24 protein-coding genes are annotated in these 14,362 nt (G+C 32.1%); 16 read left to right on the top strand and 8 right to left on the bottom strand.

What is annotated here, in order from left to right:
• The first annotated feature begins 382 nt into the window (after positions 1-382).
• From ABH959_RS10680 to coaW, 8 genes are all read left to right on the top strand, one after another.
• Entirely contained in the window at positions 383-535 is a 153-nt protein-coding gene (locus ABH959_RS10680) for a YqbF domain-containing protein (protein ID WP_078179002.1), read from the top strand.
• A gap of 168 nt (positions 536-703) precedes the next feature.
• Positions 704-1,138, top strand: a complete 435-nt coding sequence (exsC, locus tag ABH959_RS10675; RefSeq protein ID WP_113937512.1) for an exosporium protein ExsC — start codon at positions 704-706, stop codon at positions 1,136-1,138.
• Positions 1,139-1,430: 292 nt separating this feature from the next.
• Positions 1,431-2,633: an MFS transporter gene (locus tag ABH959_RS10670; protein ID WP_113937513.1), complete on the top strand. Its 1,203-nt coding sequence runs from the start codon at positions 1,431-1,433 to the stop codon at positions 2,631-2,633.
• A gap of 165 nt (positions 2,634-2,798) precedes the next feature.
• Positions 2,799-3,101, top strand: coding sequence for a hypothetical protein (locus ABH959_RS10665; protein WP_113937514.1), 303 nt, complete (start codon positions 2,799-2,801; stop codon positions 3,099-3,101).
• Between the two features lie 178 nt (positions 3,102-3,279).
• Positions 3,280-3,648, top strand: coding sequence for a hypothetical protein (locus ABH959_RS10660; RefSeq protein ID WP_113937515.1), 369 nt, complete (start codon positions 3,280-3,282; stop codon positions 3,646-3,648).
• A gap of 176 nt (positions 3,649-3,824) precedes the next feature.
• Positions 3,825-5,024, top strand: coding sequence for an LL-diaminopimelate aminotransferase (locus ABH959_RS10655; protein WP_113937516.1), 1,200 nt, complete (start codon positions 3,825-3,827; stop codon positions 5,022-5,024).
• A gap of 55 nt (positions 5,025-5,079) precedes the next feature.
• Positions 5,080-5,478: a 3-hydroxyacyl-ACP dehydratase FabZ family protein gene (locus ABH959_RS10650; RefSeq protein WP_113937517.1), complete on the top strand. Its 399-nt coding sequence runs from the start codon at positions 5,080-5,082 to the stop codon at positions 5,476-5,478.
• A 27-nt stretch (positions 5,479-5,505) separates the two neighbouring features.
• On the top strand, positions 5,506-6,327 hold the full coding sequence (gene coaW / locus ABH959_RS10645) for a type II pantothenate kinase (RefSeq protein WP_113937518.1): 822 nt from the start codon (positions 5,506-5,508) through the stop codon (positions 6,325-6,327).
• 15 nt (positions 6,328-6,342) lie between these two features.
• Here coaW and ABH959_RS10640 read toward each other — a convergent pair whose 3' ends face one another.
• From ABH959_RS10640 to ABH959_RS10615, 6 genes are all read right to left on the bottom strand, one after another.
• Positions 6,343-6,852, bottom strand: a complete 510-nt coding sequence (locus ABH959_RS10640; protein ID WP_404492563.1) for a 2'-5' RNA ligase family protein — start codon at positions 6,850-6,852, stop codon at positions 6,343-6,345.
• Between the two features lie 117 nt (positions 6,853-6,969).
• Entirely contained in the window at positions 6,970-7,449 is a 480-nt protein-coding gene (locus ABH959_RS10635) for a CcdC family protein (protein WP_002127822.1), read from the bottom strand.
• 32 nt (positions 7,450-7,481) lie between these two features.
• Positions 7,482-8,147, bottom strand: coding sequence for a DUF4052 family protein (locus ABH959_RS10630; RefSeq protein WP_404492562.1), 666 nt, complete (start codon positions 8,145-8,147; stop codon positions 7,482-7,484).
• A 2-nt stretch (positions 8,148-8,149) separates the two neighbouring features.
• Positions 8,150-9,022, bottom strand: coding sequence for an ATP-binding cassette domain-containing protein (locus ABH959_RS10625; protein ID WP_012261132.1), 873 nt, complete (start codon positions 9,020-9,022; stop codon positions 8,150-8,152).
• Entirely contained in the window at positions 9,019-9,399 is a 381-nt protein-coding gene (locus ABH959_RS10620; RefSeq protein WP_404492561.1) for a GntR family transcriptional regulator, read from the bottom strand. Before ABH959_RS10620 ends, ABH959_RS10625 begins: the two co-directional genes overlap by 4 nt.
• A gap of 170 nt (positions 9,400-9,569) precedes the next feature.
• Positions 9,570-10,163, bottom strand: a complete 594-nt coding sequence (locus ABH959_RS10615; RefSeq protein WP_404492560.1) for a DUF4825 domain-containing protein — start codon at positions 10,161-10,163, stop codon at positions 9,570-9,572.
• Between the two features lie 441 nt (positions 10,164-10,604).
• Here ABH959_RS10615 and ABH959_RS10610 point away from each other — a divergent pair, with 441 nt between their 5' ends.
• The 7 genes from ABH959_RS10610 to ABH959_RS10580 are packed head-to-tail and all read left to right on the top strand — an operon-like array spanning position 10,605 to position 11,761.
• A complete protein-coding gene (locus ABH959_RS10610) occupies positions 10,605-10,745 on the top strand; it encodes a YrzI family small protein (protein WP_000156202.1) in 141 nt (46 codons plus the stop codon).
• Positions 10,746-10,772: 27 nt separating this feature from the next.
• Positions 10,773-10,916, top strand: a complete 144-nt coding sequence (locus tag ABH959_RS10605) for a YrzI family small protein (protein ID WP_000142704.1) — start codon at positions 10,773-10,775, stop codon at positions 10,914-10,916.
• A gap of 27 nt (positions 10,917-10,943) precedes the next feature.
• Positions 10,944-11,087 (top strand): YrzI family small protein, encoded by a 144-nt coding sequence (locus ABH959_RS10600; protein ID WP_000668987.1) that lies wholly within the window; start codon positions 10,944-10,946, stop codon positions 11,085-11,087.
• A gap of 26 nt (positions 11,088-11,113) precedes the next feature.
• Positions 11,114-11,257, top strand: coding sequence for a YrzI family small protein (locus ABH959_RS10595; RefSeq protein ID WP_000668953.1), 144 nt, complete (start codon positions 11,114-11,116; stop codon positions 11,255-11,257).
• A gap of 26 nt (positions 11,258-11,283) precedes the next feature.
• Positions 11,284-11,427 carry a YrzI family small protein gene (locus ABH959_RS10590; protein ID WP_002120145.1) on the top strand — a complete coding sequence of 48 codons (144 nt, stop codon included), beginning with the start codon at positions 11,284-11,286 and terminating at the stop codon, positions 11,425-11,427.
• A gap of 25 nt (positions 11,428-11,452) precedes the next feature.
• A complete protein-coding gene (locus ABH959_RS10585) occupies positions 11,453-11,593 on the top strand; it encodes a YrzI family small protein (RefSeq protein ID WP_000672237.1) in 141 nt (46 codons plus the stop codon).
• Positions 11,594-11,620: 27 nt separating this feature from the next.
• Positions 11,621-11,761 (top strand): YrzI family small protein, encoded by a 141-nt coding sequence (locus tag ABH959_RS10580; RefSeq protein WP_002065956.1) that lies wholly within the window; start codon positions 11,621-11,623, stop codon positions 11,759-11,761.
• A 222-nt stretch (positions 11,762-11,983) separates the two neighbouring features.
• On the opposite strand, the gene ABH959_RS10575 is transcribed toward ABH959_RS10580, so the two are convergent.
• Positions 11,984-13,069 (bottom strand): AI-2E family transporter, encoded by a 1,086-nt coding sequence (locus ABH959_RS10575; protein WP_000837889.1) that lies wholly within the window; start codon positions 13,067-13,069, stop codon positions 11,984-11,986.
• Between the two features lie 149 nt (positions 13,070-13,218).
• Here ABH959_RS10575 and ABH959_RS10570 point away from each other — a divergent pair, with 149 nt between their 5' ends.
• A complete protein-coding gene (locus tag ABH959_RS10570) occupies positions 13,219-14,040 on the top strand; it encodes an HNH endonuclease (RefSeq protein ID WP_000189680.1) in 822 nt (273 codons plus the stop codon).
• Positions 14,041-14,268: 228 nt separating this feature from the next.
• Here the strand turns inward: ABH959_RS10570 and ABH959_RS10565 are convergent, their stop codons facing one another.
• The gene (locus tag ABH959_RS10565) at positions 14,269-14,361 is read right to left on the bottom strand and encodes a putative holin-like toxin (protein ID WP_001289318.1); all 93 of its coding nucleotides are present in this window, start codon (positions 14,359-14,361) and stop codon (positions 14,269-14,271) included.
• Between the last annotated feature and the right edge of the window lies 1 nt (position 14,362).

Below are 14,362 nucleotides of genomic sequence, written 5' to 3'. Positions count from 1 at the left end.
ATCAGCTTTTATACATTGTTTATCTTTAAACTTTTTACAAATTTTATAATGTTTCTTTCTCTTCATCATTTCCGGAAACTAAATCTCCTAAAACATCCACCGTAACTTCAACTACAAATTCACAAATCCCTGCTACAACTTCTCCAATTACTTCCTCCATCTTTCTACCCCCTTGTTTTATGGAACCTATTTGTAGTATAGAAGATACTGGTTAATTTTAACTATCGGCAAAGGTGACAAAAACATTACAGATTTGTAAGCTGTTTCAATATTTTTTTGAATTTATACTTCTCCCCTTTGAAACTTTAAGTATTATTAACAACCAGATAGGTCATCATAATATAAAGTATTTAAGAATCCTAATTTAAAGGGGGCGTGTAAAATATACTACGTAAAATTAATTAAAGGTCAATCTTTCTATGCTTTTGATCAACGATTCTTAGTGTCTCATGAAGAAGAGGTTTCAGAAAAAATTTTTAATTACTTACGCCGGAATGAATTCTTCGAAGTACGTAAAGAAGAATATTCCGCCTAAAGTATGAAAAGCATCAAAAAACGACTCTCATAATTGGGTTTTTCTTGATGCTTTTATATTATCTCCCTTTATTCAACATTACTCCTCAATTCTCTTAAAATCTTATAGTATATGTCCAAGCTAATTCATCGTTACCTTCATATTTTAGTATATGAGGAGGTGACGAATATGACTCATATCATTGATTACCAAGCTACTCAACCTTTAAATAAAACCGGTGAAACAACTTTTGCAATTCCCCATTCCCCAGAAAAAGCAATTCTAGCAAATATTAAATTAAAAATTTCAAGAAGAGATGCACTTAATAATCGAGTAGAATTAATTGCTACAGTTGGGGTTGAAGGTATAACTGAGATTTCACAAGTTTTATTCCGAATTTTCCGTGACAATACAGAAATTTTCAACGCTCAAGTAGGGATTGAATCTACAGATTCTGAGCAATTTTACGCGCAAACATTTCAAGCTATAGATCAAAATGTTAGCTGCGGGACTCACGAATATTCATTAACTGTAGAAAACCTTACTAGTGGTGCAAGTGCAGACATTGTTGGTCCTCTGTCTTTTAGCGGTTTAGCTATTGGACAAGATCATAAGTGTTGCTAATTTAATCTATTTTGGTTTTTTGAGAAAAGTAAGACGTATTATCTGCGTTCTTACTTTTTTTATTTTCCCCACACTTACCTTCCCTTTGAATTTACTTGTGAATTTTTTGTATTTTTAGTTACCCATTGTATCACTTAATTCATCATTTTTTACAAATCAAAAAGATTGAAATCCATTAATGAAACACGTAATATAGACTCTGACTCTAAAAAAGTTCGTTAAAAATAATACATAAAATAAGGAGGTTTTATATACGAGTTTTTCATTTTAAAAGACAGAGAGGTTTTACATTATGTGGCGTAATAAAAATGTTTGGATTGTGTTAATTGGGGAGTTTATTGCCGGTCTAGGGTTATGGCTTGGTATTCTTGGTAATCTTGAATTTATGCAAAAATACGTCCCTTCTGATTTTATGAAATCCGTTATATTATTTATCGGACTGTTAGCTGGTGTTCTAGTCGGTCCAATGGCTGGGCGTGTTATTGATCAATATGAAAAAAAGAAAGTTCTTCTTTACGCTGGCTTCGGTCGTGTTATTAGTGTTATTTTCATGTTTTTCGCTATTCAATATGAAAGTATCGCTTTCATGATTGCATTTATGATTGTACTTCAAATTTCCGCAGCATTTTATTTCCCTGCATTACAATCTGTAATTCCACTCATCGTTAATGAACATGAGCTATTACAAATGAACGGTGTACATATGAATATTGGTACAATCGCTCGTATTGCAGGCACTTCACTAGGTGGCATTCTTTTAGTTGTAATGAGTTTACAGTATATGTATGCCTTCTCAATGGCAGCATACGCTTTATTATTCCTCTCAACTTTCTTCCTACAATTTGAAGATAAAAAATCTGCTACATCAAGTAAACAATCAGCTAAAGATAATAGTTTTATGGAAGTATTTCGTATTTTAAAAGGAATCCCTATTGCTTTTAAAGCACTTATATTAAGTATTATCCCTCTTTTATTTATAGCTGGATTCAATTTAATGGTTATTAACATTAGCGAAATGCAACATGACCCAACAATTAAAGGATTCATATATACAATTGAAGGTGTAGCGTTTATGTTAGGTGCATTCGTTATTAAACGTTTATCTGATCATTTCAAACCTGAAAAGTTACTATATTTCTTCGCATTTTGTACCGCTTTTGCACACCTTTCGTTGTTCTTTAGCGATATTAAATGGATGGCACTTGCCTCATTTGGTTTGTTTGGATTTAGTGTCGGCTGCTTCTTCCCTATTATGTCGACAATTTTCCAAACGAAAGTCGAAAAAAGCTATCACGGACGTCTCTTCTCATTCCGTAATATGTTTGAAAGAATTATGTTCCAAATTGTCTTACTCGGCACAGGCTTCTTCTTAGATACGATTGGATTACAGTATATGGTTCTAATTTTCGGAGTCATTTCATTGTTAATTATATTTATTTCCCTATCTAAACAGAAACGATTTGAAAAACAAACGTCGCAATCTGCAAATTTATAAAACTAATACTTCTTAAGAATGGATCCCGTATTTTACTGGGTCCATTCTTTTTGAATTTCAAGGATTAAAATCTATTCTCTTTATGTAGTTCAAATATTTAAAGGATTATCCCCTACTACTTTCGAATAAAATAAATTATAGATTTTTCAAAAAGGAGCTGTGGAAATGTCTGATGGCATCCAATTATTAATTACCCTTCTGTTTTCATTCATTATGTTTGGCGCCCTTAATTTTTTAGCCATTTCCCTATCCCAAAATAACTTTAAAAGAAGAATTGTTGCAGGTTTCTTATTTTTACTGTTAACTCCCATTATCTTTTTGACTACTACAGCATTCACCTCTATATTCGATAAAGGTGGATTTGGCGCAGCTAACCTAGCCTTTATTATTGTAAATATGTATGTTGTAAATGGAATTGTCATTCTTCTTTCCGCTTCATTTATCCTCAAAAGACATAACATAAGATAGACCATTAGGCATGAATCTGGCATTACACTAGATTCATGCCTTTTTATTTTGAAATCCCACCCTTCTCCAAATTTTTATGTGAAATTTATTAATTCTTTATAAAAATTTAAACTTTATTCATTACAATATTCCTATCGTATTCGCACGTTTATAAAAACTAATAAGAAAGGAGTACACAATGAAAAAGCTTCTATTTATTTTCCCTATATTAATCGTTCTACTTAGTGGATGTAGCAATAATGATATATACGGTTCTTGGGAAGTCATTGATAATAAAAAAGGTGAATGCCCTGTGTATTATAAATTTGAAACAGTTGTAAAAGAAGAAAAGAAAGAAAAGGTTGTTCACAATTTAGTGGAAATGCAAACAACAACTAAAAAAGAGGATTTATTTAAAGGATCGTTTGTTAAAAATTCTAACGTGTATCGTATTGATTATGGTAACTCGTTTACATCAGATCAATCTTTAAAAGTTGTCGATAATGAATTAAATGTATACTTTTTTACAACTGAAAAAACATGTACATATAAAAAAACAAACAATTAATCTTCATTTATAACGTAGAAAATATTTTCTACGTTATTTTTATATTCCCCCTTATTATCCTCCCTCTAAATTTGTCAATCATTTTAATTTTCATAAAAAAATGATAAAATGTAAACATGTGTTTTCAGAATAATTAAAAATACAGAAAGAAAACACTGTTTTTAGGAGGGGTTTTGATGACTTACACTTTAGCAACTAGAATGAAAGCATTCCAATCTTCTATATTTAGTGAATTAGGCGCCTATAAAAAAGAGAAAATTACAGCAGGTCATAAAATGATCGATTTAAGTATCGGGAATCCTGATATGCCTCCTGCTGATTTTGTGAGAGAAGAAATGGTACATACAGCAAGTGCAAAAGAAAGTTACGGATATACATTATCTGGTATTCAAGAATTTCACGAAGCTGTAACTGAATATTACAACAACACTCATAACGTTATTTTAAATGCCGATAAAGAAGTTTTATTATTAATGGGTTCACAAGACGGACTCGTTCATTTACCGATGGTTTTTGCAAATCCGGGAGATATTATATTAGTTCCTGATCCAGGATATACGGCTTATGAAACAGGAATTCAAATGGCCGGCGCAACATCTTACTACATGCCATTAAAGAAAGAAAATGATTTCTTACCTAACTTAGAAGTTATCCCTGAAGAAATTGCCAATAAAGCGAAGATGATGATTTTGAACTTCCCAGGGAATCCAGTTCCAGCAATGGCTCATGAAGATTTCTTTAAAGAGGTAATCGCATTCGCGAAAAAACATAATATTATCGTTGTCCATGATTTTGCTTATGCTGAATTTTATTTTGATGGCCAAAAGCCAATTAGCTTCTTATCTGTACCTGGCGCAAAAGAAGTTGGCGTTGAAATTAATTCTTTATCTAAAAGTTATAGTTTAGCTGGTAGCCGTATTGGTTATATGATTGGTAACGAAGAAATCGTCGGTGCGCTTACGCAATTTAAGTCTAATACAGATTACGGCGTGTTTTTACCAATTCAAAAAGCTGCATCCGCTGCATTGCGACACGGCGCTTCGTTTTGTGAGAAAAACCGTGGAATTTACCAAGAACGTAGAGATACTTTAGTAGATGGATTCCGCCAATTTGGTTGGAATGTCGATAAACCAGCTGGAAGTATGTTCGTTTGGGCTGAAATTCCGAAAGGATGGACCTCTTTAGAGTTCGCTTATGCACTTATGGATCGTGCGAATGTCGTTGTCACACCAGGTCATGCATTTGGTCCTCATGGCGAAGGTTTTGTTCGTATTGCACTCGTTCAAGATAAAAAAGTGTTACAACAAGTTGTTGAAAACATTAGAAATAGTGGTATTTTTTCTCTTGAAAAAGTAAATGAATTAGTTAAAAATTAATGATAACTCCCCTGCTTAACTGTAGCAGGGGTATTATTATTCCTGGAGGTACGATATGAATATTAAAGATACTCTTCCCCATCGCTATCCATTTTTAATGATCGATAAAATTACAAACGTTACAGAATCTCAATCAGCTACAGGATACAAACTGATCACAAATAACGAGTGGTTTATTAATAAAAATCAAAACTATATGCCTCATATGCTAATTGTAGAAGCACTGGCTCAACTTAGTGCTTTTGTAAGTACAGGTGAATCTGAAGGTCTTGGTTTCCTCTCCTCTTTAGATGGGGTGGAATTTCATGAAAATGCGTATCCCGGTGATAAACTTGACTTACATTATGAATTAACACGTAACAGACGAGGTTTTGTTCTTGGGAAAGGAATTGCCTCTGTAAACGGTCAATCAATCGTTACCATTGAAAAGCTATTAATATATCAAGCTGATTAAACAGATCACATAGTAAGGGGTAGGAAAATGCGGAATGTTGTTGGTATTGATGCTGGGGGAACATTAACAAAAATTGCTTACTTTAACGAAATGAACAAATTAGTTTTTAAAAAATTTTATTCATATGAACAAGAAAAAATTAAAGAATGGCTTCATAATAATAATTCAATTACACAATTATGCATTACAGGTGGTAAAGCTACACAGTTAGAACAACTCCTTTCAAGTTCATATAAAATAGTAGAATTAAACGAGTTTGAAGCTACTTTAGCAGGAGTACGATACATACTAAAAGAAGAAAAACGTGCTATAAACAACTTTGTATTAACAAATATCGGTACAGGTACTTCCATTCACTATGTTCACGACAAGCAATATGTTCGCGCTGGTGGAACTGGAGTTGGCGGTGGTACTATTATGGGTCTTTCAAAACTATTAACAAATATAGATCATTTTGAAGACGTGATTCCGCTTACGAAAATTGGTTCAAGAAACAGTCTAGATATTACAGTTGGAGATATTTATGGCGGGATTCTCTCCCCTCTTGATAATAACTTAACTGCTAGCAATTTCGGAAAAGCGACCATTACAGACTCAAATTATAGTAGTTCAGATATACTAGCTACCGTTCAAGGACTTGTCGGTGAAGTCGTCACAGCACTAAGCCTTCAATTCGCCGAAGCAAAAAACATTGACCATATCATTTACATCGGTTCTACTCTATGTAATAACGTACATCTTCAAAATATTATAAGTAGCTATACAGAATATCAAAACAAAATACCTGTCTTTTTACAAGACGGCGGTTATAGTGGTGCGATTGGTGCTTTACTTCATAGTTCGAAATAAAAAAGCTGACTTTTGTCAGCTTTTTTGCAATGGTACTTCAAATTCAATAATTGATTTTCCATTCTTTCCAATTCGCTCCACGCTAATTCTATCAATTACACAATTTAACTTCTCATGAAAACTAGGAATATCCTTCGCTATTTCAGCCGCTAACTCCGCGCTATCTTTTCTCCCAACTGTTACATGTGGTATGTATGGAATGTCTCTTTTCAAAAATCGTAATAAGGGGCCTGTATACAATTTATCATGTAGTTTTTCTATTTGTTCTTTTCCTTGCTCAATTTCTAAAAATAAATAGCCTCCTATACTAGTTACACCACTTGCAAACTTAATCTCAATTGTACCTATCCCTTTTGCTAGATTCGAAATATGTGATTTCAATTCATCATTTGAAATATTACCTTCAAAAGGAAATACAATTGTTATGTGGGGAGGAATTAAACCACATAAAGGATCGTGTATTTCTCTAATACTTTCTATCTCATCAGTTGACATGTTATTTAGAAAAAGTAAAATTGTACGCATTTTTATATCCCCCACTCTCCTCAATTTTTTATATTTATCATATTGCATGGTAGCTTGCACTTCAACAAGTTATTTCACTTACATAGAAAAATAAAAAACTTCTCAAATGAGAAGTTTTCATATAGCATGATTATTATTTTCTCGCCAAACTTTCCTAAACTTTATATAACAAGCAATTCTCCACGGAATAATATACGATACTGCAACTACGTAAAATAATAAACCTATTGTTTGCTGATCTAAGTCAACAATATATTGTCTTGAACCATATCTTAAAATAACAATTCCGATAAAAGTAATTAAAAAGGCAGCACTTTTTTTCGTATAAATGTTTCCGTCTTCTCTTCGCTCATAGTTTGTTAGAAATATAAGTGGGATTGCGAAAATCACCCCAATGGATGCCGCTATAGTCACTTGTAATATAGCTGGATGTACTGGACCAAAAAACAATAAAATACCCGGTGTTAAAAATAGTAATGGCCACAAAATACGTTTTCCCGTCCCCTTAATTGGCTTATACATAGAACGATATCGTCGCCAAAAAATTAGCAGTGCCACGCATAAAAAGACGGTTATTAGTGAAGAAGTATCTCCCATACAGTCTTCCTTCTCTCTTAAAGTATTTGTGCTTAAATCGTATCCTCAAAAGAAACTTTACGAATAAATAGAGCGCTAATTATAAAGTATATTAAAATAAGCACTATCGAAATTGATATAAAATTGGGTATATCAAGTAACGATTTACTATCAATAAATACCAATTCTTTCAAACCTACCTTACCATAAATTGTACTCGTCAACCCCAAGAAAAAAATCACACTAAAAGCAAATCCTATCCAATTAAATCTTTTCTGAAAAATAGTTGTTAATTGAAATAAGCTAGCTAATAATAGATAGAACACGAGCTGTGCAAAGAATTGTTCAATTGTATGTGCTCCTAAATTTATATGTTTCGTTTCATAAAATGTACCTTGTAAAAGCAAAACTTGTAGAAATGAAAAAATTACTGATTGTAATATGATAAAACATACTGAACCAATAAAGAATTGTAATCTAGTAACGCCAAATGAGACAACTGTACGAAATATGTCATCTTGAACAAGAAAAACACTTGCCACAATAAATATTGCAATTGCAATAGATGAATTATTGAAGATATCATGTAAAAATGCTACCTTTAGTCCCTTTATATCAGTTGCAGTTGTTGTCCATTTTATAAGTAATGCCACACACCAAAAGATAAGAATAGCCTTATAATGAAATTTCATATGTAACTTTAATTGTTTTAAAAGCATTTTCATTTCACCTCATTATCTGTTAGATAAATAAATAGTTTTTGCAGTGTTACTCTGCCTATTTCTAACCCTTCAGTTTCTATTAGCTCATAATCTCTAGCAGAAAGATCTCCCCATATCGCAGAAATCTCTTTATTCCCATACAACTCTTGTTTTACAACATTTTTCCCCATTAAAAAATTTGTCACTTTATCTTTATGTCCTGATATTATGTGTCCTTTTTCTAAAAAATCTTCCACAGAGGATTGAACAGCTAATGATCCTTCTTTTAATATGATTACATTTTCTATAACATGGGACACTTCCTCAACTAAATGTGTTGATAAGATGATTGTTCGTGGATATTCACTATAATCTTCCAATAATAATTCGTAAAACAACTCTCGATGTGCTGCATCTAAACCGGTAGTCGGCTCATCAAAAATAGTAATTGGTGCTCTACTAGCTAAACCTTTAATAATACCAACAATTGTTTGCATACCATGGGATAAATCATAATATTTTTCTTTTGCATTCAATTGAAATTTTTTAATAAGTTCCTCAGCATATTCTTGATCCCAATTTTCATAAAACATGTTACACAAATAAAAAACATCTTTTACCTTACTACTTAAATTAATGTTTTCTTTCACCTTTACGAAACAAATATTTCGCATCGCTTTACTATTTTCAAATACATTTTCACCAAATACAGATACGCTTCCACTACTTGAAATAATCTGACCTGCGAGTATGTTTAATAAAGTTGTTTTCCCCGCTCCGTTTCTTCCAAGCAAACCATATATTTTATGCTCTTCCAATGAAATAGTTACTTCGTTAACAGCTAATTTCTTTTTATATTTTTTAGACAAGTTTTTCGTTTCAAGTGCAATCATCCCTCTTTCCCCTCCTTCGTAATTTTGTGTATCATGTCCATCAATTCGTCTTTTGATATTTCTAGTACTTTTGCTTCTTCCCACACTTTAGGTAAATACTCAGTCATAAAATTCTTTTGTCTTTTTTTTAGTACGACTTCCTTTGCTCCCTTTGTAACAAACATCCCGATCCCTCTCTTTTTATATAAAATCCCCTCATCTACTAGTAGATTTACTCCTTTTGCAGCTGTAGCCGGATTAATTTGTAACATCTTCGCAAATTGATTTGTCGACGGGACTTGTTCTTCTTCAAGTAATATGTCTTTTAAAATATCAGATTCAATTGTTTCTGCAATTTGTATGTATATTAACTTATTTTGTTCTAGAGTAGGTTTCACGATTTCACCACCTTAGGTTCATAGGTTCATCGCTTATGTAATTAACCATAGCGCAACGTTATATTTTTTTCCATAATTTTCATCAAAAAAAAGAATCATTCGATACTGAATGACTCCCTTTAAAAAATGTCCGTATTTTCAATCGTTAAATAACCATATCTTCCTCCATATCACTTAGATTCCCGCACAGGATGTTCATTAAAAAATTGCTTTCGAAAATCTTTATTATTAACTAGCTTTTCTATTTTTTCTTGATTACCGTAAAAGAAATTCATTACGATTCCCTTATTCCATATAAGATTATCCTTTGGTAAATCATTAAATTCTTTATACAGTATGGGTAAAAGTTCTTCTCTTTTTAATGCAAAACTTTGATTTCCAACCCGAAACTCATACCCTTTCGCATTCGGTACTAAAACTGCAAGATAAATAGCATTAAAGAGTAAATTCTTCTTCATCGTATCCTTCCCATCAAACCAATACGTCTCAATCATTTCTTCTGTAAGATTTCCATTCTCTTTTGCACCATATTCCACTTTAATATTTTCATTTTCTAAATTTATACTTTGAACTGTTTCACCACCAGGTAAGTTTGTAACAATCGCAATAACGTCGGAATTATTTCCAACGTATGTCCCCGTATATTTTTTAAAAGCCCCAGGTTCAATATGTGATATTTCTTTTATTTGCTCCCCATTAGAACAAGCAGTAACAACTAATAAAATTGTTAGCATAACACCTGCTATTCTATTCATATACTTCATTAGACACCCCCACGTTCTATTTATTATCCAATCCATACAATGTATCCTTTAAAAAGCCCTTTTAAATATACGCATTTTAATCAAAATTAAAAATTTTCACTTTTTATGTTTACAATTATCCATTAATTGTATATAATTACTAACGTAAGAAAAAGATTCTAAAAGGAGGTCGAAGGAAATGATGAAATTACAATTACATGCTTTAACTTTAGCGTTAACTGCATCTGTGTTTTTCGGACAATTAAATATGAATTCGACCACCCTAATGGAGAATTAAAAATCGTACTTTATTTCTTTTAATTCATAAATTCGCCACAGGAGGTCGTATACTTTCCTGTGGCTTTTTCACGCCCAGCCATAGGAAAAAGATATCTTCCTGTGGCTTTTTTGTGCGATTTTTTAGTCTCATACATTATTTTTTAAAGAAAGGAGCAACATTCGATGACTATTAGCGTATTGTTTTTAAGTATTACGATTCAAAGAAATACACTTTCCAAAGCTGAAATTCTTCATAATGAGCAAATTACAAAAGCTATGAATGATGTTAAGGAGCGCCAAGTGCTTTATTGCGATCACCTGTAATTCCTTTTCGAAAGGAGGAATTCGTCCATGACTTTTCATATTTTCTTTTTTACGACAGCACTTCAGAAAAAAACGTTATCTGAAGCTGAAATCTTTCGTAAACAACAATTAAAACAAACTATGGATAAAATAACGGACATTAAAAGTTCGTATTATACACAAATGTATTAAATTTTTTTTTAAAGGGGCAATATCCTAATGAAATTCAAAGCTTTCTTTTTAACTATCACCATTCAAAAACGTAAATCTTCAAAAGCTGAAATCTTACGTGAACAACAAATTAAAATTATTATGGACGAAGTAAAAGAGCGTCAGTCCTCTTATTACAATCGCCTTTACTAAATAAATTATAAAGGGGTAATTTCCTAATGAAATTTAAAGCTTTCTTTTTAACGATTACCATTCAAAAACACAAACTTTCAAAAGATGAAATTTCTCGTGAACAACAAATAAAAAACATTATGGATGATGTGAAAGAGCGCCAGTCCTCTTATTACAATCGTCTTTACTAAATACATTATAAAGGGGTAATATCCTAATGAAATTTAAAGCTTTCTTTTTAACGATTACCATTCAAAAGCGTAAACTTTCAAGAGATGAAATTTCTCGTGAACAACAAATTAAAAATATTATGGATGATGTGAAAGAGCGTCAGTCCTCTTATTACAATCGTCTTTACTAAATAAATTATAAAGGGGTAATATCCAATGAAATTCAGAGTATTATTTTTAACAATTACCATTCAAAAAAACAAACTGTCTGAGTCTGATATGCTTCATGACCGACAAATTGAGCAGGCTATGTACAACGTAAAAGAAAGACAAAGTCATTATTGTAGTCACCTGTAATTCCTATTCGAAAGGAGGAATTCATGTATGAAGTTTCACCTTTTCTTTTTAACCATTACGATTCAAAAAGAAACTATATCTGCAAATGAAGTAAAACAAGAGGAACAGTATAAAAAGATTATAGATGAAATTCGTGATCGTAGAAGCAAGTACTACACTCACCTATAATTGTTTGAACTTATATTAGAAATGAAAGGAGTCGATTATGATGTTAATAACGCGGTGTAAAGAAATGATTTGGATAGTTCAGAGGGATTCCACATAGTTCATTTAACAAAAATTCACCGCCTGATTTGATGTGTAAAAAATATACAATAATAAGTATTTCATACACTAAAAAATAAAAGATACACCCCTTTTTATTAAGCGGTGTATCTTTCTCAACATATTCTATTTCCGTTTACTTCGTTTCGTCTTAAACAATCTCACTAAGTTCGAAACAACTGTTTTTGTTACCGCATAAGCTGGTACTGCTAAAATCATTCCGATAATTCCCGCGAAATTACCTACCCCTAAAATAAGGATGATAATTGTCAACGGATGGATATTTAATTTTGAACTCATAATACGCGGTGAAATGATGTTACTTTCAAACTGTTGTACGATTGTTACTATAATAATTACGTACAGAGCTTGCATCGGAGATACGAACAGACCTATAATGACAGCTGGTGCTGCTCCGATAAATGGACCTAAGTTCGGAATTATATTTGTAAATGCTGCGATAATTCCTAAAACGAAAGCATACGGTAAACCGATGATTAAATAACCAGTAAATGTAAAGGCACCAATAAACATACAAACGAGCGCTTGACCTTGAATATATGCAGATAATGTTTCGTTCGTTTCCTTTATGATACGAAGTCCTTCTTCACGGTAAGACTCTGGTAATACACTAACAGCTTTTCCTGGAAATGCATGTCCATCTTTAAACATATAAAATAAAATGAACGGTACTGTAAAGATAACTAACGCCACGTTCGTGATAATACCAAATAAAGCCGTTGCACTCGACGTAAGTGTGTTTGGTATTTCCTTTAAGTATTCAATTGCATTTTTCTCAATTGTCTCAATGGAAACGTAGTTTTGTGTAGATAGCCATTCAAATAATCTATGATGGGATAGATCTTGTATGTATACTTTTCCCTCTTTTATGTAAGTCGGCATATTTTTTACTAAATCCATTAACTGTTGTGAGATGGTTGGAACAACTACTCCAATAGCAACTCCAGTTAATGTGATGATAAAAAGATACAGTAGTAAAATCGCTAAACCTCTAGGTACTTTTTTATTCTCCAAAAAGACTAACAATGGGTTAAATATGAAGTATAAAAATAACGCGATTAAAATTGGGAAAAATAATGTTGATATGAAGATACCAATCGGTTGAAATAGAAACGATATTTTTGTGCAAATAAATATAATTCCTACAACCATCAGCACTTCTAATGTCCAAAAGTGCACTTTCGATTTCAAAAAAACGTCCTCCTTTAAACTAGCACTTCTCTTCATTGTACCAAATTAAACTTAGATTTCACATAATATTTTCCTTTACAATATTCCAAAATCCCATTAAATACACTACAATGAGATTACAGACAAATTTGCAGGTAAAGGTGATAAATATGACACAATGCATCATTTGCAGAAAAGATACGAAAGAACTTAGTGAACAATATGTCATTCCAGAGATATTATGTGGATATTATTTCATAAATTCAATTTGTGATTCATGTCATGAACATATGACAACAAATATTGATCGTCCTTTAATTAGACATAAATTAAGTCAATATAAGATTGAGCAAATGAAAAAACAAATCGATTCCCCTCTCTATACGAATGAACATGGTGAGGAGCTAGCAGCCGCTGAGACAGATGTAGTCGAAGTAAGTGATGAGATACTTTATTCCAATGCATTAATTATGAAACTATGTAAAAAGCACGATATTTCATTACATAATGAAATTTGGAAAGAAGAGCGCGTAACAAAAGTAGCTAGTTCTATTCAACGTGAATTGCTTTTAGATAACCGTAAATATAAAATGAGTGTATTAAAAATGGCTTATACTTTTGCTGTACAAACAATTGATGGCTACTTTGACGATCCAGATGCGATTGATATTTCTACCATTCTATTAAATGCCGATTTCATGGAATTAAAGGAAAAGAGTATCGTTCGTGACTTAAGCAAAAGCTCTTTATGGAATACATTAAATACAACGAGCGAAAACCATTACTTTATTTTACTTAGTGATAAAGACGGTCTATTCTGCTTCATTCGCCTATTTGATATTTTTGATGTTGTTGTTCATTTATCAGAAAAAAGATACAATCTTCCATCACCAATTGTCGGCGTAAATAATGTAGACAAAAAAGGATTTTTTGTGGAAAGTTTAAAACAGTATATGGATGGGCTATTTAAAGAAACTACACGTTCTATTTAATCCATATAGGAACATACGGTCTCCTTTCTTCATGAAAAGACACTGTGTTATAATGAGTGTGAAAAGAACAATACAATCACATAAAACAATTAAAACCTGTATATAAATAAAAAAGACTAGTGTGCGGCTACACACTAGTCCACGTAACTTAGCAGATTGGATTGTTCATTTATCCTATTTGTTTCGTACAAACACAACAACCCACTTTCTATAGGCATAGGTGGGTTGTTATTTTTTGAGCTTGTCAATTAAGACGACAATAAACGTTAACAATGCAATGAGAAACAGTCCACCTTGCAATAACAACGCAATTTCACTCACT

Source organism: Bacillus sp. RC51, assembly GCF_044908115.1.
Lineage (GTDB): Bacteria > Bacillota > Bacilli > Bacillales > Bacillaceae_G > Bacillus_A > Bacillus_A mycoides.
The sequence above is the reverse complement of the archived record's forward strand: the minus strand, read 5'-3'. Positions and strand labels throughout refer to the sequence as shown.